General features: G+C 34.6%; 21 protein-coding genes, 2 pseudogenes, 1 riboswitch and 1 other annotated feature. Of the genes and pseudogenes, 14 read left to right on the top strand and 9 right to left on the bottom strand.

Going from position 1 to position 20,655, the window contains the following annotated elements:
* Nucleotides 1-132 precede the first annotated feature (132 nt).
* Together KPL75_RS03285 and KPL75_RS03280 are read left to right on the top strand one after the other, a co-directional pair.
* Nucleotides 133-987, top strand: coding sequence for a pentapeptide repeat-containing protein (locus KPL75_RS03285; protein ID WP_219919388.1), 855 nt, complete (start codon nucleotides 133-135; stop codon nucleotides 985-987).
* A gap of 20 nt (nucleotides 988-1,007) precedes the next feature.
* Nucleotides 1,008-1,544: a hypothetical protein gene (locus KPL75_RS03280; RefSeq protein ID WP_219919387.1), complete on the top strand. Its 537-nt coding sequence runs from the start codon at nucleotides 1,008-1,010 to the stop codon at nucleotides 1,542-1,544.
* Between the two features lie 21 nt (nucleotides 1,545-1,565).
* Here KPL75_RS03280 and KPL75_RS03275 read toward each other — a convergent pair whose 3' ends face one another.
* Complete coding sequence (locus tag KPL75_RS03275; protein WP_219919386.1) at nucleotides 1,566-2,453, bottom strand: DMT family transporter; 888 nt, start codon at nucleotides 2,451-2,453, stop codon at nucleotides 1,566-1,568.
* A 400-nt stretch (nucleotides 2,454-2,853) separates the two neighbouring features.
* Between KPL75_RS03275 and KPL75_RS03270 the strand changes: the two genes are divergently transcribed.
* Nucleotides 2,854-3,639, top strand: a complete 786-nt coding sequence (locus KPL75_RS03270; protein ID WP_219921057.1) for a glycosyltransferase family 2 protein — start codon at nucleotides 2,854-2,856, stop codon at nucleotides 3,637-3,639.
* On the opposite strand, the gene KPL75_RS03265 is transcribed toward KPL75_RS03270, so the two are convergent.
* The 4 genes from KPL75_RS03265 to rfbF are packed head-to-tail and all read right to left on the bottom strand — an operon-like array spanning nucleotide 3,608 to nucleotide 7,588.
* Nucleotides 3,608-4,531 carry an NAD-dependent epimerase/dehydratase family protein gene (locus KPL75_RS03265; protein ID WP_219919384.1) on the bottom strand — a complete coding sequence of 308 codons (924 nt, stop codon included), beginning with the start codon at nucleotides 4,529-4,531 and terminating at the stop codon, nucleotides 3,608-3,610. The genes KPL75_RS03270 and KPL75_RS03265 overlap by 32 nt on opposite strands.
* A complete protein-coding gene (locus KPL75_RS03260) occupies nucleotides 4,528-5,751 on the bottom strand; it encodes a class I SAM-dependent methyltransferase (RefSeq protein WP_219919383.1) in 1,224 nt (407 codons plus the stop codon). Before KPL75_RS03260 ends, KPL75_RS03265 begins: the two co-directional genes overlap by 4 nt.
* A 12-nt stretch (nucleotides 5,752-5,763) precedes the next feature.
* Complete coding sequence (gene rfbG, locus KPL75_RS03255) at nucleotides 5,764-6,819, bottom strand: CDP-glucose 4,6-dehydratase (RefSeq protein ID WP_219919381.1); 1,056 nt, start codon at nucleotides 6,817-6,819, stop codon at nucleotides 5,764-5,766.
* A gap of 1 nt (nucleotide 6,820) precedes the next feature.
* Nucleotides 6,821-7,588: a glucose-1-phosphate cytidylyltransferase gene (gene rfbF / locus KPL75_RS03250; RefSeq protein WP_219919380.1), complete on the bottom strand. Its 768-nt coding sequence runs from the start codon at nucleotides 7,586-7,588 to the stop codon at nucleotides 6,821-6,823.
* Between the two features lie 285 nt (nucleotides 7,589-7,873).
* Here rfbF and KPL75_RS03245 point away from each other — a divergent pair, with 285 nt between their 5' ends.
* The 5 genes and pseudogenes from KPL75_RS03245 to KPL75_RS03225 all read left to right on the top strand — a co-directional run bounded on the left by KPL75_RS03245 (nucleotide 7,874) and on the right by KPL75_RS03225 (nucleotide 12,221).
* Nucleotides 7,874-8,281: a MerR family transcriptional regulator gene (locus KPL75_RS03245; protein WP_025149265.1), complete on the top strand. Its 408-nt coding sequence runs from the start codon at nucleotides 7,874-7,876 to the stop codon at nucleotides 8,279-8,281.
* A 119-nt stretch (nucleotides 8,282-8,400) separates the two neighbouring features.
* Nucleotides 8,401-9,729, top strand: coding sequence for a hemolysin family protein (locus KPL75_RS03240; protein WP_219919379.1), 1,329 nt, complete (start codon nucleotides 8,401-8,403; stop codon nucleotides 9,727-9,729).
* Between the two features lie 53 nt (nucleotides 9,730-9,782).
* Nucleotides 9,783-10,196 carry an ATP synthase subunit I gene (locus KPL75_RS03235; protein ID WP_219919377.1) on the top strand — a complete coding sequence of 138 codons (414 nt, stop codon included), beginning with the start codon at nucleotides 9,783-9,785 and terminating at the stop codon, nucleotides 10,194-10,196.
* 220 nt (nucleotides 10,197-10,416) lie between these two features.
* The gene (locus tag KPL75_RS03230; protein ID WP_002146565.1) at nucleotides 10,417-10,968 is read left to right on the top strand and encodes a DUF2179 domain-containing protein; all 552 of its coding nucleotides are present in this window, start codon (nucleotides 10,417-10,419) and stop codon (nucleotides 10,966-10,968) included.
* A gap of 343 nt (nucleotides 10,969-11,311) precedes the next feature.
* Nucleotides 11,312-12,221: pseudogene (locus KPL75_RS03225) on the top strand (tetratricopeptide repeat protein).
* A gap of 82 nt (nucleotides 12,222-12,303) precedes the next feature.
* Here the strand turns inward: KPL75_RS03225 and KPL75_RS03220 are convergent.
* On the bottom strand, nucleotides 12,304-13,500 hold the full coding sequence (locus KPL75_RS03220; RefSeq protein WP_219919376.1) for an MDR family MFS transporter: 1,197 nt from the start codon (nucleotides 13,498-13,500) through the stop codon (nucleotides 12,304-12,306).
* A gap of 112 nt (nucleotides 13,501-13,612) precedes the next feature.
* On the opposite strand from KPL75_RS03220, the gene KPL75_RS03215 reads away from it, so the two are divergent.
* The 3 genes and pseudogenes from KPL75_RS03215 to tsaA all read left to right on the top strand — a co-directional run bounded on the left by KPL75_RS03215 (nucleotide 13,613) and on the right by tsaA (nucleotide 15,397).
* Nucleotides 13,613-14,155, top strand: a complete 543-nt coding sequence (locus tag KPL75_RS03215) for a CGNR zinc finger domain-containing protein (RefSeq protein ID WP_219921056.1) — start codon at nucleotides 13,613-13,615, stop codon at nucleotides 14,153-14,155.
* Between the two features lie 43 nt (nucleotides 14,156-14,198).
* Nucleotides 14,199-14,954 (top strand): class I SAM-dependent methyltransferase, encoded by a 756-nt coding sequence (locus KPL75_RS03210; protein WP_219919375.1) that lies wholly within the window; start codon nucleotides 14,199-14,201, stop codon nucleotides 14,952-14,954.
* 27 nt (nucleotides 14,955-14,981) lie between these two features.
* Nucleotides 14,982-15,397: pseudogene (gene tsaA / locus KPL75_RS03205) on the top strand (tRNA (N6-threonylcarbamoyladenosine(37)-N6)-methyltransferase TrmO).
* Between the two features lie 71 nt (nucleotides 15,398-15,468).
* Here tsaA and KPL75_RS03200 read toward each other — a convergent pair.
* Together KPL75_RS03200 and KPL75_RS03195 are read right to left on the bottom strand one after the other, a co-directional pair.
* Entirely contained in the window at nucleotides 15,469-15,612 is a 144-nt protein-coding gene (locus tag KPL75_RS03200; protein WP_000945246.1) for a hypothetical protein, read from the bottom strand.
* Between the two features lie 97 nt (nucleotides 15,613-15,709).
* Nucleotides 15,710-15,853: riboswitch (cyclic di-AMP (ydaO/yuaA leader) on the bottom strand.
* 43 nt (nucleotides 15,854-15,896) lie between these two features.
* The gene (locus KPL75_RS03195) at nucleotides 15,897-16,352 is read right to left on the bottom strand and encodes a GNAT family N-acetyltransferase (RefSeq protein ID WP_219919374.1); all 456 of its coding nucleotides are present in this window, start codon (nucleotides 16,350-16,352) and stop codon (nucleotides 15,897-15,899) included.
* Nucleotides 16,353-16,584: 232 nt separating this feature from the next.
* Between KPL75_RS03195 and KPL75_RS03190 the strand changes: the two genes are divergently transcribed.
* Together KPL75_RS03190 and KPL75_RS03185 are read left to right on the top strand one after the other, a co-directional pair.
* Nucleotides 16,585-16,833, top strand: coding sequence for a GlsB/YeaQ/YmgE family stress response membrane protein (locus tag KPL75_RS03190; protein ID WP_000539737.1), 249 nt, complete (start codon nucleotides 16,585-16,587; stop codon nucleotides 16,831-16,833).
* Nucleotides 16,834-16,896: 63 nt separating this feature from the next.
* Nucleotides 16,897-18,018 carry an AI-2E family transporter gene (locus KPL75_RS03185; protein WP_219919373.1) on the top strand — a complete coding sequence of 374 codons (1,122 nt, stop codon included), beginning with the start codon at nucleotides 16,897-16,899 and terminating at the stop codon, nucleotides 18,016-18,018.
* Nucleotides 18,019-18,045: 27 nt separating this feature from the next.
* On the opposite strand, the gene KPL75_RS03180 is transcribed toward KPL75_RS03185, so the two are convergent.
* Complete coding sequence (locus tag KPL75_RS03180; RefSeq protein ID WP_219919372.1) at nucleotides 18,046-19,203, bottom strand: 1-deoxy-D-xylulose-5-phosphate reductoisomerase; 1,158 nt, start codon at nucleotides 19,201-19,203, stop codon at nucleotides 18,046-18,048.
* A gap of 137 nt (nucleotides 19,204-19,340) precedes the next feature.
* Nucleotides 19,341-19,548: a binding site (T-box leader), on the top strand.
* A 53-nt stretch (nucleotides 19,549-19,601) separates the two neighbouring features.
* Between KPL75_RS03180 and KPL75_RS03175 the strand changes: the two genes are divergently transcribed.
* On the top strand, nucleotides 19,602-20,600 hold the full coding sequence (locus KPL75_RS03175; RefSeq protein ID WP_219919371.1) for a tryptophan--tRNA ligase: 999 nt from the start codon (nucleotides 19,602-19,604) through the stop codon (nucleotides 20,598-20,600).
* Nucleotides 20,601-20,655 lie beyond the last annotated feature (55 nt).

Genomic DNA, 20,655 nt, shown 5'->3' with positions numbered 1-20,655 from the left:
TTTTTTTATTGAAAAGAAATAAAAGGATTATGTTGTTGTTTGAAATGAAATATGCCCGTTTATTTTAAATTTGATAATTTACTATAGTTGGATTATTATGGAATAGTTGAAAGGCAACTGGGGGTATATATTTTGACTAATAATAACGATTATTTTCATGTAGAAGAGGATGTAAATCACAATGGTTTAAAAGCAGACTGTGAAAAGTGTTTTGGTTTATGTTGTGTGGCGTTACCGTTCGCAGCATCGGTAGATTTTGCAGTGAATAAAGATGGTGGTAAACCTTGTTCAAATTTACAATCAGATTATAAATGTAGTATACATAAAAATCTTAGAGGAAATGGCTATAAAGGCTGTACAGTATTTGAATGTTTCGGTGCTGGGCAGAAGATTTCTCAAGTTACGTTTAAAGGAATCGATTGGCGGAAAGATGCTCAGCATGCTAGAAAAATGTTTGATGCTTTCCCAATCATGCATCAGCTTCATGAAATGCTGTGGTATTTGAATGAATCTCTTCTATTAAATGAGACACAATTGATTCATAAAGAACTAAGTAAAGCGATTGAAGAGACGGAGCGCCTTTCAAATTTAAATGCGGACGAGTTAATGAAAGTAAATATTCCATTACACCGTGCAGAAGTAAATGTTTTACTTTTAGAAACGAGTGAGCTAGTTTGGAAGGAAATGAATGCCGCGCGTAAGAAACGAATTAGTCACCGCGGAGCAGACCTTATGGGGGCAAATTTGAAAAAGAAAGATTTGCAAGGAGCAAATTTAAGAGGAGCATATTTAATTGCGGCTAACTTAAATGGTGCAGATTTAAGAGGAGCAGATCTCATCGGAGCAGATTTGCGTGATGCAGATATTCGCGGAGCAGACTTTACAAATAGTATTTTTCTTACGCAAGTTCAAATTAATGCGGCGAGAGGGGATAAACATACAAAATTGCCGGAAATGCTGTCCCGTCCCGCGCATTGGAGTGCGTAAAGAGTATGGAGTGAGTTAGTTTGGATATGTTTCAGTATTTAGAAGAGATGCAAGAGGATGTCTTTTCGTTAGCAGTAGAGCAAATAGAAATGAAGTATTTTAAAATTTGTAGCATGTTAGCGTCTACAGAATATGCAGAGCGAATTAGAGCAATTGATTTAGAGTCATATAAGGAAAGTATTCGAGTAGGCTTGAATGAAGCTGTACAAATCGCTACTAGTGAAGGGGCAAAAGCGCTTTATTTTGAGTATGATCTCGAGAATGAATGGGATAGTCAGTTTTATATTTGTGAGGAATATGTTCCACTTGAAGAAGAGGATGATGATTGGGCATCTGAATGGACATATGATATAGAGGGGCCGAGGTCTGTAGAATTAGCGGATATGTATGCTGAAAATGGTTTTGATACAACCGAAAAAGCAATCGGTATAACTTTATATTTAATTACAAGAACAGTATGTAGTTTTATGCGTGTATGTAGTGAAGTGCAAAGCAATATGCCAATTTGTATTGGATTCCATGATCAAGATCCAATAATACGAACAGGAAGAGACTAAGTCTCTTCCTGTTTTTTTATACTACGTTCGCTTTTCAAACGTAGTAATGATAACACTGCATATAATAAGAATACCACCAATGAAAAAGTTACTACTTAACGTCTCGTTTAATAAGAGCCAGCCAAGTATTGAACCAACGATAGGTTGGAAGAAGAAAAATAATGAACCGATGCTAGCATCCATTAATTCTAATCCTTTATTCCAAAGGAAAAATGCCCCTGCTGTTGAGACGATTCCTAAATATAATATGCCTAATATTACGTACGTATTTATTGCTTCGATAGAGGTTGATTGGAATTCCCATATCATAGAAGGTGTAATGAAAAAGAGTGAAAAGAATATTGCGTACGTTGTAATAACTAAAGATGAAAATCGAGCTGAAGCGATTTTTACATAAATGGACAGTAAAGCCCACGTAATAGCGGCCCCAACTAAAATGATTGTACCGATAAAATAGGAGCCGATTTCAATATCCCATCCGATAACGATAATGACACCGATTGTCGCTATTATAGTTGATAACAGTCTACGAGCAGTTAGTTTTTCTTTTAAAATGAGCGCTGCAAATATAACCATAAATGCAGGTGTAGCTGATGTTACTAAAGAGCCTGTATGAGCGTCGGATAATTTTGTACCGATGAATTGACATGTAATCGAAATGAAATATCCGATAAATCCAATCCAAGCGAATAGTAGCCAATCTTTTTTGGAAATGGTTACTTTTTTCTTTTGTTTTTTCTCAGCTATTTTTAAAATCATATATAAAACAACGAAAGCGATAATAAAGCGTAGCCAAACGAGTGTAAGTGGTGGGATATAATCGAGTACATATTTGCTAACGACGTACATACCACCCCAAATACTTGCAGCTAGTGATAAGCATATAGCTCCTAAAATTGTTTGTTTCATTTGAAGTACCTCCGTCTATTTTTAGGGTTATGATATATTCCCTAAGACGAGGCATAATGCACTTGTTATATGAATGCCCGTCTTAGTTTATAGACGGCCTACAGGTTGATCGTTTTCGAATGAAGTGTTGTAGTACATATGCATATTCCCCCTTCTGTTTTTATAATAATATTATAACTTAATTTTCAGTTTATTGAAGGGTTATGCGATATATTGTTATGCAACTGTATGTTAGTCATTATATAAAGTGGGTTTTTCTGGAAAATAGGAGGTGGTTTAAATCAAAAGGATGGTTACTAAAGCAAACATTGATTAATAGTAGAAAAACATATTTTTAATATAAGAGAAACCTTTTACATAACTGGTAAGTATATTAAGAGTAGGATGAAAAAATAGATTAATAGAAAAAGAGGAGGAGATTATAATTACTACAACTGTTATCTCTCATTTTTATAATGAAGAGTATTTGTTACCATGGTGGCTTATGCATCATACGAAACTGTTTGATCATGGCATTTTAATTAATAAAGGTTCAACAGATCGTTCTGTTGAGATTTGTAAAAAATTCGCACCACATTGGGAAGTACGAGATTCTGCACATCCAGAATTTGATGCGTTAGCAACTGATCGTGAAGTAATGCATGTAGAACAAGAATTAAAAGGTTGGAAAATGATTTTAAATACGACCGAGTTTCTTTGTGTTCAAGATAAAAAACAATTTTGGAAATCGCTTAATGAAATGGGAGGAAAGATGTACTGGCTGGAAGGGCTTATCATGGTCGATAATCCTGACTATAGTTATCCAGAACTTAGGTATGATATGCCTTTAATGAAACAGCGATTTCACGGTTACTTACCGGAAGATTGGAGATTATGGAGAAGAGGTAGATTCATTCATAATAATGAACATGGAAGTTACACTGTTGGAAGGCATTTAACTGCACATAAATTTATGAATTACCCACCTCTTGCTTGTATTGCATGGCTTGGATTTAGTCCGTGGAACGACTCGATGAGGAAGAGAAAATTACAAATTGGCCCGACTCTTTCTGAAGGTAGTAAGCATGCAGGAATGGGGACACATCATATCATTACACCTGAAAGATTAGAAGCATGGTATAGAGAATTAGCGGGAGGTACAAAGGATTTACGCTTTAGTACTGCATATCGTTACGCTTTTTTATAAATGATTCCCACCATAAAATTGTATCTTCAATTCCAGTGTTCAGATCGTGTTTTGGTTTCCAGTTCACTTCGCTTTTTAAACGTGCCACATTAACACCAACAAATAAAGGTTCATCTTTAGGAAAAGGGATAGCACCTAGTTTAATTAAATTTTCTTTTCCGATTTTTTTAGCAATGATCGAAGCTAATTCTTTAATTTGTACAGATTGACCAGATGCGATATTTATTGAACCTGTAACGTTGCAGTTTAATAATGTTACGAGAGCGTCAGCGACGTCACTAACATGGAGAAAGTCTCTTGATTGTTTTCCGTGTGTACATAGTGCTTCCTCGTTTTTAAATAAGGAGTTGATAATGTTAGAAACGAGCCGATTATCTTGTTCGTAAGGGCCATACATATGAAAAATTCGGCCCCAACAAATGCTGAGACTGGTTTGTTGAGCATATGTTTGTAGCCAGGAGTGCAGTGCATTTTTACATAATGAATACGGGGTTTTATAGGAAAGAAGCGGTGAATCTTCAAATAATACGCCATTAAACCATTCATACTCCGCGCCAGTACCTGCAACGACGACGCGTTTTCCACCACATGTTGTGAAGTGTTGGATTAAAGAAATACTGGACTGGAGCCAATAATAATTATTGATGGATACATAGCATTTGGGCGGCACTGCTTCCCATGCTAAATGAACAAGGTGACTAGGCTTAATGTCGTATATGAGTTTTTTTATTTCTTCATCGCAAAGCAAGTTTACTTTATGCCAATGGCAGGAAAGGTGAGAAGGCTTATTTTTATTATACGTGGCGTGAACTTCATAACCCTTTTGTATAAGTGAATGTACAACATATTTACCAATCCATCCACTACCGCCTGTTACAAGGATTTTTTTCATAGTTCGATCACCTCAACTTCTGGAACCGTCACTAAAAATTTACCGCCCCATTCACGAATGAAAGAGCATTCTTTCATAATTTCATCTTTCAAATTCCAAGGAAGTATAAGAATATAATCAGGTTTTGTACGTTTAATTTCTTCTGGAGATTTTATTGGAATACGGGTTCCTGGTAAAAGAAGATTTTGTTTGTGAGGGTTTTTATCTACTGTATAAGCTAGAAATTCTTTTCCTATCCCGCAATAATTTAAAAGGGTGTTTCCTTTAGCTGGAGCACCATAACCGATAATTTGTTTGTTTGAAGCTTTTGCATCGATAAAAAATTTCAAAATATCTATTTTCAATTGCTCCACTTGTTTCGAAAAAAGGAGATAGCAATCTAATGTATCTAGTCCGTGATCGACTTCTTTTTGGATTAATTTTGTAACATTGGAATGGATAGTGGATTGGGCACTTAGATGGTTTATAAAAATACGCAATGAACCACCGTGCGTTGAAAGTTCTTCTGCATCAACAATTTGTAAATGATGATGAGCTAAAATTTTTTGGAGACTTATAAGTGAAAAGTAGGAGAAGTGCTCATGATAGATTGTATCAAATTGTTTAAAGGAAATGAGATTTAATAGGTGAGGAAATTCAATTGTAATGGTGCTATCTTGTTTTAATAATGTTTTTAGGCCAGCGACAAAATCATGTAAGTTTGGAACATGTGCTAACACGTTATTTGCGATGATTAAATCCGCTTGTGGAAGCTCTTTTGCTAAGTCGTTTCTGAAAAAGTTTACATTCGTAGGAATTCCTTTTTGGATAGCGATTTCCGCTACATTTTTTGCTGGCTCAATTCCTAACGTATTGATATTTTCTTTTTGAAAGTATTGCAATAAATACCCATCGTTACTTGCGATTTCAATTACCTGCGAATGTTTCGTTAAATGGAACCGCTTAATTGCCATTTCTACGTATTGTTTAGCGTGCTGTAGCCAACTTGAGGAGTAAGAGCTGAAGTATAAATAGTCATGAAAAATATTGTGAGGAGATTCAAATTCATCTAATTGTACAAGTAAACAAGAGCTACAAACAAATGTGTGCAGCGGATAAAAAGGTTCCATTTTATATGAGTTTTCTGGAGCTACAAATGAGTTAGCGAGAGGAGAAACGCCTAAATCTAAAAAAGTATCCTTTAGCAATGAGTCGCAAAAACGGCATGTTTTTTGTTCCATTTTATAGCCCCCTTATAAATTTTTGAATGCATCGATTTGTTCTCTTGTGAAGGATTCTATGTTTTCGCCTGCTGCATATTTTTTGTACCATTCAACAGTCCAAGCAATAGAGTTTTCTGTGGATAGCTTAGGAGTCCAACCGAGCTTACTTATAGCCTTTGTACTATCGAGTGTTAAAATAGGTGATTCATAAGGAGTATTTGTAGTGGGAGAAAGGATTGTTAGTGGCTTATTCCATAATTTTATTACAGATTGGATGACATCATGAACGCTTCTATTAGGTTCATTAATTGGTCCGAAATTCCATCCTTCTGCATACTCAGTGTGATGCCAAAGTTTCTCAGCTAGAAGGATATAGCCATGTAAAGGATCTAATACGTGTTGCCACGGGCGAATGGCGTTTTTGTTTCTAATACTTAATGTATCATTCTGTAAATACGCACGAATGATATCTGGAAATAATCGGTTTTCTGCCCAATCACCACCACCGATTACGTTACCTGCCCTTACAGAAGCAAGTGAAGTAGTATTCGTGTGAAAGAAAGATTTATGATAAGATGTTGCAACTAATTCAGCGCAAGCTTTGCTAGCGCTGTATGGGTCATAGCCACCTAAACGATCGGCTTCTACAAATGCTCGATCGCCACTCCCATCATTTTCGTAGCATTTATCACTTGTAACATTAATAATGACACGTACGCTTTCGACGTGTTTTGCTGCTTCTAATACGTGAACAGTACCTAAAACATTCGTTTTAAATGTATCGATAGGTTTTTCATAGGAAGAGGTAACGAGTGGCTGAGCAGCTAAATGAAAAATTATATCTGGTTGATACTGCTTGATAGCATGTAATAATACATCGTAATTTGTAATATCACCTTTCACTGTAGTACACTCTTTTGCTACGTTACATTGTTCAAAAAGGTTAGGGGTGGATGGAGGATGTGAAGAATAGCCGATTACTTCTGCACCTAAAGAAGTAAAAAAAAGGGTGAGCCATGAGCCTTTAAAGCCAGTATGTCCTGTAATAAATACTTTTTTCTTATTCCAAAAAGATAATGAAGTCATATTACCAGACCTTCCATGGAGCGTTATTATTTTCCCATAACTCAACTAATTTATTTTTATCACGTAATGTATCCATCGGATGCCAAAAACCAGTATGTTGAAATGCTTCCAATTCATTTTTATTTACTAACTGAACTAAAGTATCTGTTTCAAATACAGACTTGTCTCCACTAATGTAATTGAAAATATTGTGATTTAATACAAAAAATCCACCGTTAACCCAACCGCCATCACCTAGTGGTTTTTCTTGAAATGATGTAACAGATTGTTTATCTATAACGAGGGAACCGAATCTACCTGGAGGTTGTACGGCTGTAACAGTGGCCATTTTTCCGTGTTTTTTATGAAATGTAATAAGATCTTTTATATTTACATTACTTAATCCATCGCCGTAAGTTAGAAAAAAAGGTTCGTTCCCGACGTAATTTTGTATCCTTTTCACTCGGCCACCTGTTTCTGTATTTAGGCCAGTATCGATAAGTGTAACTTTCCATGGTTCGATACGATGTGAATGGCTAGTGATTGTGTTGTCGCTTAAATGTATTGTGAAATTTGACATGTGTAAGTTGTAATTTAGAAAGAACTCTTTAATTGCATAGCCTTTATAACCTAAGCAAATAATAAATTCAGTAATACCGTAATGACTAAACAGACTCATAATGTGCCATAGAATAGGCTTCGTACCAATTTCAATCATTGGCTTTGGTTTTAAATGTGTCTCTTCCCCAATCCTTGTACCGTATCCGCCAGCAAGAATAACAGCTTTCATTTTTTCCTCCTATTTATAAAAAAGAATTTGATATCGATGTTATTATGATATGTTCTTAAATTCGAAAGGTTGAAAGGAACGGACGATTTAATGACTATATTACGGTAGTGCCGGTTTTCTAAATTCGATAATTTTGATATATAGTTAGATTAATAGGATAGATACTATAAGATGAGACGATAAATTTTGTATAAATTATGAATAAGAAACCGTCACGTTTGACTGTACAGTTTATGTGCTGTATGATGGTAGTAATATAAACAAGGGGGGAAGATCGTTGGGAAGGTGTATCGAATCGGACAGTTGGCTCTCATGGCTCACGTGTCGAAACGAACGATTGATTATTATACGAATCTAGGTATCTTAAAAGCGGAGCGATCTCAATCTAATTATCGCTATTACGACGAAACAGCATTTGAGACGTTACAATTTATTGAAAAGTGCAAAGAAATGCATATGCCGCTTTGTGAGATTAAAGAGAAAATCGAGGAGAAGAAGAAGCTGCTCGGTATCAATGAACACGTTTCGAAACAAGTGAATGAAGTGACAGACCATATTCATAGATTAGAAGCAGAGCTAACGGAGTTAAAGCCTCTTTTAGATGAATTGACTGATTCACAACGTGAAAAAATATCGAAATCTTTATCAGGTCAAACGACAGCTTTAATACAAACGCTTGCTCTATTATTATAGAATAAGTGAAATCCGACCTCTTTAATTTTTGTATCGGGCTATGTTTTCTAACGAACAAATAAGAAAACATTATAGTATACAGGAGGTGGACACCTTAGTTTTTTAACTAAGGGGATTCATTGGAAATATTTAATTTAGTCATGGTTGCGATTTTAATCGCATTTACTGGATTTTTCGTAGCAGCAGAGTTTGCGATTGTAAAAGTACGTTCAAGTCGTATTGATCAGCTTGTTGCGGAAGGGAAACGCGGTGCTTTAGCAGCGAAAAAGGTAACAACAAATTTAGATGAATATTTATCTGCTTGTCAATTAGGTATTACAGTTACAGCTATGGGATTAGGTTGGCTAGGTGAACCGACAATCGAAAAGTTATTACACCCGTTATTTGAGAAATGGAACATAAATCCTTCTATCTCATCAGTATTAACGTTTGGCCTTGCTTTTATGCTAATGACGTATTTACACGTTGTCGTAGGAGAATTAGCTCCGAAAACGATGGCAATTCAAAAGGCTGAACAAGTAACGTTGTTATTGGCAGCTCCGTTAATGATGTTCTATAAAATCATGTATCCATTTATTTGGGTATTGAACGGTTCAGCTCGTGTTATAACTGGCTTATTCGGTTTAAAACCAGCTTCTGAACATGAAGTAGCTCATACAGAAGAAGAGTTACGTCTTATTCTTTCAGAGAGCTACGAAAGTGGAGAAATTAATCAAGCTGAATACAAGTATGTAAATAATATCTTTGAATTTGATAATCGCATTGCGAAAGAAATCATGGTACCGCGTACAGAAATCGTTGGTTTCTATCTTGAAGATTCAGTAGAAGAACACATGAAAGTAATCCAAAATGAACGATACACACGTTATCCGATTTTTGGAGAAGATAAAGATGATATTATCGGTATGGTCAATGTAAAAGATTTCTTTATTCGATATATGAACAACGATCAAGAAGATTTATCATCGATTCGCACGTATATGCGTCCGATTATTGAAGTGATGGAAACAACTCCAATTCATGATTTATTACTGCAAATGCAGAAGAAGCGAATTCCAATGGCTGTTTTATATGATGAGTACGGAGGAACAGCTGGAATTGTAACGCTTGAAGATATATTGGAGGAAATCGTCGGCGAAATTCGTGATGAATATGATGAAGATGAAGCACCACCAATTCAACATGTGAACGAGTACCATAAAATTGTTGATGGAAAAGTTCTAATCTCAGAAGTTAAAGATTTGTTTGGATTACACATTGAAGAAGATGATGTGGATACAATCGGTGGATGGATTATGATGCAAAATCATGAAATCGAAGAAGGACAATACGTTGAAGCAGAAGGCTATGAATTTAAAGTGTTAGAAAAAGATGCTTATCAAATTAAACGTGTTGAAATTCAAAAAATGGATCTTGAACAAGAACAAGAGAAAGCAGCAACTGTGTAAGTTGCTGCTTTTCTTTTGACACATAATAAAATGTGAAATTAGGAGCGGATATTTTGATTCAAGTAGCCTTACGTGTATATCGAGTACAATTGTATACGATCTTTAGTGGTTTACTACTAATGTGGGCGGTTACTCCGTTTGGGAAACAAGTGACAGGGTTCGGTATTGGTTTAGCAGTTAGCGCATATTGTCTTTGGCTATTAGCTCGCAGAGTGGAGAAATTAGGAAGAAGTATCGTGATGAAAGAAAAGGCTCCTGGATTAGGAGTTCTAAACCGATTTGCAGCCGCAATATTAGGGGCTATCATTATGTTTGAAATTGAGCATGAAATGGAAATGTGGGCATTTGGTACTGGAATATTAGGTGGACACTTTTTAATGATTGCGAATTTAGCCTATGCAAATATGCAGTTAGTGAAAGAAGAAGAGAAGCAAAGAGAACATGCTTCAAAAAACATAGAGTTATGATGAAAGGGACCTAATCAGGTTCCTTTTTTGCGTTTAATAACAAATGATATAATACGATTGATTTAATGGTACTTATCGAATTTACGCCAAATATAATACGCTTATTTTTGGGGCTTTTCAATAGTATGAAAAAAATTAAAAAAAAATTAAAAAACTCATCGATTTCTAAAGGTTATGTATGTTATCATGACAAAAGAATTTGCGAAAGAGGTGGATACCAATGTTACAAGCGTTACTTATTTTTGTGCTTCAAATTATATATGTTCCAGTATTAACAATCCGAACGATTTTGCTTGTAAAGAATCAAACAAGATCCGCTGCTGGTGTAGGATTGTTAGAAGGAGCTATTTACATTGTCAGTTTAGGGATTGTGTTTCAAGATTTATCAAATTGGATGAACATTGTCGCCTACGTCATTGGTTTTAGTGCGGGACTATTATTAGGCGGTTATATAGAGAATAAATTAGCAATTGGATATATTACGTATCAAGTTAGTTTACTAGACCGTTGTAATGAATTAGTAGATGAATTACGTCACTGTGGATTTGGCGTTACAGTATTTGAGGGTGAAGGAATTAATTCTATACGTTATCGCTTAGATATCGTTGCAAAGCGTTCGAGAGAGAAAGAGCTTTTAGAAATTATTAATGAAATTGCACCGAAAGCGTTTATGTCTTCTTATGAAATCCGTTCGTTTAAAGGTGGATACTTAACGAAGGCGATGAAGAAGAGAGCGCTGTTGAAGAAGAAGAAAGATGAACATGCATCATAACCGGTTTTGTTGACGGTGGGGAGATATTAAAAGTAGATTAATTTGGGATACCAATTCACATATGAATTGGTATCCCTCTTTTGTTGTTATAGCAGAACTTTAATGGATTTACTGTACCAATTATAAATAAGGAAACAGATTGGAGACAGCACTTAATTTTATGTGGTGTTGTAAAAACCTATGCTAAATTCATTACGAATTGGATATTCAAATTTATGATTAAATGTAGACAGGAGAAAGAACTTAATACGAAGCGAACTTATTTTTTTATGGAAATTACAATTTTTACATTTTAAAATTATAATATGGAATAGTTGAATTCATTTATTTCGGAGGTAGTTACTTGAATATTAACGAGAAGGCAATTGAAATGTTTGAACAAAATGAATATGAAGAAGCAATGGAACTGTTTCAACAAGCAGTACATGAATCTAGAGGTGTACAATCTCTCAATAATCTTGCTTGGATGTACTTTTATGAGGAAGAGGATGATGATAAAGCTCTTGAATTAATAAGAGAAGCTGTTAAGTTGAATCCCTCCGCATACTTTCCTTATAACATTTTAGGGGAAATTTACATGAAACAAGAAAAGTGGGAAGAAGCGAAAGAAGTATTACAAAAGTCTAGTTCGATTCAACCCTCCAATGAAGCATATCACAATGTAGCTGTAGCTCATTATAATCTTGGAGGGCTGGAAAAAGCTTCGGAATTTTTCTTGCGAGTTGCAGGGGATTCGGACATTATAATGTATAACTATGTAAAATGTTTAATTGATTTAGGGCGAACGAAAGAAGCGAAAGAGAAGTTAGATGCTTTTAACAGGAAATCTGATAATTTTGTAGGGGAAATTATCAGATTTATATGTTGAGTTGAATTGCTATAAAGAAGCAATTCAATGGTTCGAAAAGGGATTCAAAGAATACCGGAAAAGTCCCAATTGGATTGGTAGATTTGTTTATGCTCTATATAAAGCTAATAATTTCTCCCGTATAAATGAAGTTATATGGGAATCTATTGAGCAGAAGACAGCAGAAATAAAAGATGTTCAGAATGAAGAAGTAGAAGAAAACTGGACAGAAAATGATAAGAAAGAGTTAATTGAAGAATATATAGAAGAGAACAATTATTATAAAAAAATGATAGAACGTATCGAATCTGGATATGTTCCAGGGTTATACTTTGAAATTGATCATATAGGGGCTTGTTATTTATTTGGTTGTAAAAGACATAATCACCTTGAATATGAAAAATAAAAAGATTCGACTGTCAAACATGATGGTCGAATTTTTTTATTATAGGTCGCTTGTCTAAAGGTACCATCTCAATTGTAATATGTTAAAGATGTTTTGTATCATTAGATAGGAATATATCCCCTTTAGAGACCCCTTTTTTTATATTTAAAATATGTAGTGAAATAAAGCCAATAAGTCCTATTCCGCCGAAAATAAGCCATGGTGTATACATTCCGTTTAAGTTGGATGTAAAAGATGTACCGGCATAATTACCGATGATAAAACCAAATGCGAGTGATAGTTGATAAAATCCGAAGTAAGTAGCTGTATACGATTCGTTACTGTAATTTGCAATAGCGATATCAGCGTTAGGTAATACGAGTGTTTCACCGATTGTAAATAAAATTACACAAATAAATAGCCAATATGGGTCTTGAAATAAAGGAATGAGTAAAAAGGAAATACTCATTAATAAAACACCGTATTTAATAATCGAAAGGGTGTTGTATTTGTGAAATAGTTTTCGGAATAATACCATAAATATGACGCCTGTTATTGCATTTATCGTAATAACTAGTGTAGCAAGTTGATTGCTATTACTAATGTTTTTCATATGAAGTGGAAGTGCGACAGTAAGCTGAGTAAACATAATATAGAAGAAAATCATGATAAATGAAAACAGAAGGAAAGATTTGTTTTGTAAAATTGCCTGTATTCCTAATGTAATAGACGTGTTTTCAGTAGAAACTTGGAAGTGGTTTTTAAGTAAGTAAAAGATTAAAGCGAATATCAGCATAAGAAATCCTGTTAGAGAGAAAGCATAAATCGGATCGAGTAAGAGTAAAAAACCTCCTGCGATTGGTCCGATTATTGCACCGCAATTAAAGCTAAGGTTTAAATATATAAATAAATTTTTTCTCATATGAGCTGGTTGTGAGCCAAATATAGCGCGAGCAGCAGGTTCGTAAAATGCAGTTCCAAAGCCAATAAGTGCGGAAGAAATAGAAATTGTATAGAAATCAGAGGATATTCCTAAAGCAATAAACCCAATTCCTCTTAAAAATAATCCAGCTATCATCATAATGATATAGCCTATTTTGTCCGCGATTAATCCTGAGAATAAAGGGATAACTCTTGATGTGATTGTCATAACCGTCAAAACTGTTCCGACTTGCATGGCTGAAAAGTGGAGAAAATTTAATAGATAAATAGCTAAAAATGCAAATACCGCAAAATAACCAAAAGACATAAAAAATGAAGAAATAAGCATGAAACGTATCGGTATTGAGAAATTTTTCATAGAACTCCTCCTAATTTTGTAACCAGTAAAATCAATTGATGGTTAACTATTTTATATTATAATTATACATAAAGTCAGAAAAAAGTAAATTTTAAGAAGAAGGTGAATGGAATTGAATCAGAATGCACCACATGAATTAGAATATATTCGGGAATTTTTAAATACATGGAAAATACCAAACGATACGAGAGAGCCAATTGATTTGCTACAAACAGAAGGTGATATAAAGCAATTTATGAAAAAATATTTTCATGAAGAGCTTTCATTTCATACAATAGATGAATTGAAAAATTTTCGAGAAGACATTCGGTTAACAATTGAAGGCGAAGGATCGTTGCAAAAATGGTTAGAAAAGTACCCATTTCATGTACATATAAAGGGAGATATGAAAAGTGTTACATATGAACCGGTGCAAGAAGAGAATGTGTATACAAAAGCATTGAGTATTGTTTTAATGGCGATTCAAGAAAAGTCGTGGGGAAGGTTAAAAGCCTGTCCAGATTGCCGCTGGGTATTTTATGATCATTCGCGTAATGGAAGTAAAAGATGGTGCGGTATGTATGCTGGGGAAGAAGGCGGAAGAGCGTGCGGTACAATTGCAAAAGTGAAAAATTACCGAGCGAAGAGAAAAGGAAGATCGGGTTATAATGTGTAATTATTATTGGGAGTGGAAAATAGAATAGAGGGGGATGCAAAGCATGGAACAAACAAAAATGTTACAAGTGAATAAAAAGTGCTGGGACGTAGTAGCACCTCATTTTTTTCAAGTAGATTGTTTGCCTAAATACGGACCGTATACAGCATCAGAAGAGGAAATTCATTTATTCGACTCCATTGAGAATAAAAGTATTCTTGATATCGGATGTGGTAGTGGACATTCTTTGCGATATATGGCGGAGTGCGGTGCGAAAGAGTTATGGGGACTCGATCTTTCAGAGACGCAAATTGAAACAGCAAATGAAACGTTAAAGTATTGGAATCCAAAGTTAATACGCGGGGCAATGGAAGAAGAAGTAAATATACTGACAGAGCATTTTGATATAGTGTATTCCATCTATGCATTAGGATGGACGTCTAATTTAAGAAAAACATTGGAACTGATTTATTCGTATTTAAAGCCAGGTGGAAGTTTTATTTTTAGCTGGGAGCATCCGGTATATTCAAACTTACAGTATGGTACAGAAGAAATTGTTTTAAAGTCTTCGTATCATGAAGAAACTCCTATTATGTTTGAAACATTTAAAGGGGAAGAAGTACAAGCGACATTATATAAGAGAAAAATGAGTACATACATAAATGAGTTAAATAGAGCCGGATTTACAATTGAGAGAATAGAAGAACCTGAACCATCTAGCGTATTTGATGGAGAAATAGCAGAGCCTTCTACGAAGTATTATTCTTTATATAAAGCTAGGATGGTGCCGACGACGTTCATTATTAAGGTAAGGAAGTAAATAATGCTGCATAAAGAAGGGGGAAAAATGAGTCATATTAATATGGTGAAAATTGGTGAAGTATTATTTCTAACATTAATATATATCCAGAGTATATTGGAGGATTAGCTGGCCTTGAGGATTACTATCATGCAATTGTTATTTTTTATATGAATGATTTCCAGGAAGAAAATAACGAGTCGTGGGCTAGAAAGCCAAGGGGACTAAGTGATTTAGATGAAAAAGGATGTTTTGCGCAACGGACAAAGTATCGTCCAAACCCTATTGGAATTACTACTGTTGAAATATTGTCCATTGAAAATAATGTTATGACTGTGCAAGGATTAGATGCTAATGATCAAACGGCTATTTTAGATATAAAACCATATATTGCTGCTTTTGATGCAAGGGAAAATGTTAGTGTTCCAGATTGGATGAATAAATTGATGCAAGATTATTTTTAATGCTAATACAAAAAGATTTGCAGTTCATAATTGCAAATCTTTTTGTGTTAAATATTGTATGCATGGTTTATTTATCTCTTCGGTTGAAAAATATGCTGAAAAAAGTATTTGTGATGTAAGTTATCTACAACTTTATTTGCTTGATATGTGCGATGTTGTTCGAGTCGAAGTCTTTGCTCCATCATTTTTATTGCGTGATCAGATAAACGTAACATAATACATCTCTCCTTTTCTATAAATATAGGTTTTTAATTGATATCGTTCCCATAATTATAACTAAGGAGGTATACTGTGTAACATAGGCAAAAAGCACCTTCCTCTCCCATTACGCTTACGAGGTTAGCTGTCGGACTCGGGAAGTGAGAGTTTCCCTACTTAAAAAAGATTCGCCCCAAGTAGCATTGCTACAAAAATGGTTCCCCCGCTCCAAAAATTCGGACTCAGCAAAAGGTTTTATAAAGTAAAAAATAACATAAAGAGATAACTAAGTCAAACTATTTTATGTTTTCTGATTTTTTAATTGCGTAAGAATCAAATCATCAGGAAATGTTGTATCCGCTACTTCAATGAATCCGTGTTTTTTATACAATGCAATAGCGGGGGTATTTGCTTTACCTGTTTGTACAATGTATGCCATTGAAGAAGGGAACATGTTAAATATATAAAGTAGGAGTTTCGTTGCGATTCCTTTTTTAAAAAAATCAGGCGATACAACTAGTCGGTGAATATCAATTAGCTTTGCTTCTTGTATAAAAGAAATAAAGCCGACAAGTTTATCTTCAGAAAAATATCCATAGAATGTTTCAACGCAACTTTGAATATCGTTTACAGTATCATATAAACGGGGTATTGCAGTACTGTTTAAATAATCTGCTTCAACTTTATAAGCTGGAATTTGAATCTGTAAAATGGATGCTGCTACCTCAAAAGAACTGGAATGTAACTTATGAATCATAGATAATGAAGCCCCCTTTGAATATGATATATTAATATAATTGATTGATGGGTAAGTTTGACAATATTTTTCTTTTTTGCATATAATATATGTATATCCATACATAAAATGTCCTTGCGTTTATTTTTATAGCAGAATATGGTTAGTGTAAATGAATTAGTAATCTTATATGGGAGTTTTGTTACTCTTGTATTTGATCATACAAAACTATAATAGAAATGGAGGACTAAAAATGGGATGGATTATCACATTAATAGTTGGTGCTATTATAGGTGCAATTGCTAGTTCTATAACGGGTAAAAATTTCCCAGGTGGTATGTTCGGAAATATTATCGCAGGTTTATTAGGTGCTTCGTTAGGCAGTAGATTATTTGGATCTTTTGGGCCATCATTTGGTGGAATTCATGTCGTGCCAGCATTATTAGGAGCAATCGTATTAATTCTTATTGTATCATTTGTAGTGAAAGCTGCAAGGAAATAAAGATATAGATAATGATGAAAAGCCCTGAGGAAGGGCTTTTCATCATTCAAAGAGGTGGTTTCATTGGAGAAAGTAAATATAAGAAAAAGAGACAAGTTAAAAAAGTTTTTTAGAGAACAAAATTATTTAGCAGTGTTACTTGGATTTGCATTATTGTTCATTAACATATTATTGCTAACAAAAATTTCTTTCGTTTTTACCCCGTTTATCGTCTTTTTAAAAACAATCTTCTTCCCGGTATTATTAGCCGGAGTGCTATTTTATATCTTGCACCCATTCGTTTCACTTTTAGAAAAGAAAGGTGTTTCAAGAATCGTATCGATAGCCTCGATATATTTAATAGTACTAGGATTATTTGTGTTTTTAGTTGTAACGGTTATCCCTATTATTAAAGATCAAATTGATGCATTAATAGATAACTTACCGTATTTCGGTCATGAAATCGAACGAGCAGCACGTAGATTTGGGGAAAGTAATTTACTCGGTAAAATTCAGGAGAATTTAAATATTGATGTAGCGAATATAGTAAAAGACTACACAGTCGATTTTACAAAGTCATTATCATCAGTAACTGGAAATGTAACTGGATTTTTAAGTACACTTACAGAAGTTGTTTTAACATTTGTCATGGTTCCGTTTATATTGTTCTATCTATTAAAAGATGGTGAACAATTACCGAATCACTTTTTGAAGTTTATTTCAGAGCAAAGACAACCGGCAGCAATGAGAATACTAGATGATATGCATTATGCGATTAGTTCGTATATAAGAGGGCAAATTATCGTTAGCTTGTTTATCGGTATCATGCTATTAATTGGTTACCTTATTATTGGTATTAAATATGCGGTATTACTTGCTATTTTAGCGATGATTGTAAATATCGTTCCGTACGTAGGTCCAGTTATCGCAATAACTCCAGCGTTAATTATCGCATTTATTGACTCGCCAGGAATGGTTTTAAAGGTAATTATCGTTATGATGGTTGTGCAATTAGCAGAAGGTAAGTTTATCTCCCCGCAAGTAATGGGGAAAAAGCTAGATATCCATCCGATTACAATTATATTTATCATTTTAACTGCTGGAAACTTATTCGGTATTATGGGGATAGTTTTAGCAATTCCAGGGTATGCGATATTAAAAGTGTTAGTTACACATAGTTATAGATTTGTAAAATTGAATACGTAAAAAAGAGCTAAAACAGAGAAACCTGTTTTAGCTCTTTTTTATTAATAATTGATTTGCGTATTGGCGTGCCCATTGATCAGCTTCTAATATAGCATCGAGTGAAGGGTCGTTTACGTTATGATGAGCTTCAACTGTATTGTAAATTGTTTTTTCGATATCGAAAAATGTAATTTCATTTTTAAGAAATAGTGCATTTGCAATTTCGTTCGCTGCATTTAATACAGCTGGAGTTGTACCGCCAATTTTTCCACATTCAAATGCATATTGTAGACAGGGGAACTTCTCTAAATTTGGTTTTTCAAAATGCAAACTACCAATTTCTAATAAATTTAATTTTTCATAGGATGAAGGTAGTCGAGTAGGGTAGTGAAACGCATATTGAATCGGCATTCTCATATCAGGGGCACCGAGCTGTGCCATGACTGATCCATCAATAAACTCTACTAAAGAGTGAATGATACTTTCTTTATGAATCATAACATCAATTTTTTCATAAGGAATATCGAATAGCCACTTAGCTTCCATCACTTCAAACCCTTTATTCATTAACGTGGCAGAATCTATCGTTAGTTTTGCGCCCATTAACCAGTTTGGGTGTTTTAATGCATCCTTCGCTTGTAATGTTCTCATTTCTTCACGTGTTTTATCACGAAAAGCGCCGCCAGAAGCTGTAACAATTAATTTTTCGATTTCCTTATTATTTTCCCCATTTAAACATTGGAAAATAGCTGAATGTTCACTATCGACTGGAATTAGGCGGCATCCGTTTTGTTTCGCTAGTTCGGTTACGATATGTCCAGCTGAAACTAAAGTTTCTTTGTTAGCGATGGCGATATCTTTCTTCGCCTTTAATGCTTCAATTGTTGGGAGTAAACCTGAAACACCGACAACTGAACTTAATACAAGATTTGTATCAGGATGGGTAGATACTTCAATTAAACCATCAGTTCCATATGTAATTTTTGTATTTGTTGAAATACGAGAACGTAATGTGTCCGCTAATTCTTTTGTCGCTACGCTTACAATACGAGGCTGAAACGACTCGATTTGTTTTTCGAGAAGATCGATATTATAATTTGCGGTTAAACCGACGATTTTAAAATGTTCAGGATGAGCTGAAACGACATTTAATGCAGATGTACCAATGGATCCTGTTGAACCTAAAATGGATATATATTTTACCATGAAAAAACCTCCAAAGTTGTTACGATTATTTCTGCAAACCTATATATTATTAGACAATTAAGGTGGGAATTCCTGCTATATAAAACAGAAAATTAGGGTTTAATTGGAAAGGGAATGTGATAAACTGTAAAAAATAACCAAAAGCAATGAAAGAGAAGAGTACATATTCAAAACTTTTCAGAGAGCTGATATGTGGTGGGAATCAGTAAGAGATGAATATGGAATGGACTCTGGAGCTTCTTACTGAAATGAGTAGGTAAAGACGGTTACTTCACGTTAAGAAGTTGAAGTGAGCTATAATGATAGCTAATAAAGGTGGTACCGCGGGAGTCTCTCGTCCTTTTTTTAAGGATGAGGGGCTCTTTTTGTTTTTTTATTTTGAGAAAGGAGGAGTTAGTATGAGTGAAAAAATAATGTTAACAGGAATTAAGCCGACAGGTTATCCACATTTAGGAAATTATATTGGTGCAATTAAACCTGCATTGCAAATGTCAAAAAATAATGAAGGAAAAGCATTGTATTTTATAGCTGATTATCATGCGTTAAATGCTGTGCATGATCCAAAGAAGTTCAGTAGTTATACGAAAGAGGTAGCAGCTACATGGTTATCACTCGGACTTGGAGAAGATGTTATTTTCTATCGACAAACAGAAGTGCCAGAGATTTTGGAATTAGCTTGGATATTAGCTTGCCTAACTCCGAAAGGGCTTATGAACCGTGCTCATGCGTATAAAGCGAAGGTGGAGCAAAATAAAGAAGCGGGATTAGAAAGTGATGCAGGTGTGAATATGGGATTATATACGTACCCGATTTTAATGGCAGCTGACATATTACTATTTCAAGCTACTCATGTACCAGTTGGAAAAGACCAAATTCAGCATATTGAAATTGCGCGTGATATTGCGACGTATTTTAATCATACATTCGGCACGATATTTACACTTCCGGAGTATGTAGTGCAAGAAGAAGGTGCAATATTACCTGGTCTTGATGGAAGAAAAATGAGTAAAAGTTACGGAAATGTCATCCCGTTATTTGCAGAGCAAGAAAAACTACGAAAGCTTATTTTTAAAATAAAAACAGATTCTTCACTTCCAAATGAACCGAAAGAACTAGAAACGTTATTTACAATCTATAAAGAATTTGCGACAGAAGATGAAATTCAGTCAATGCGTGAAAAATATGAAACTGGAATCGGATGGGGCGATGTGAAAAAAGAGTTATTTCGCGTTGTAAATCGTGAGTTAGCTGGACCTCAGGAAAAATACGCAACGTATATGAATGAGCCCGATTTACTATATGAAGCATTAGAAAAAGGCGCTGAGAGCGCGCGGACTATTGCGAAGGTGAATTTGGTGGAAATTAAAAAACGGATTGGATTTGAGAGGGAACGTTAAGCGTTCCCTTGTTTTTTTCTGTATGAACCTTAAATATTTATTCGTTATATCTGTA

The organism is Bacillus sp. NP247, assembly GCF_018966865.1.
In the GTDB taxonomy this organism is placed as follows: Bacteria; Bacillota; Bacilli; order Bacillales; family Bacillaceae_G; genus Bacillus_A.
The sequence above is the reverse complement of the archived record's forward strand: the minus strand, read 5'-3'. Positions and strand labels throughout refer to the sequence as shown.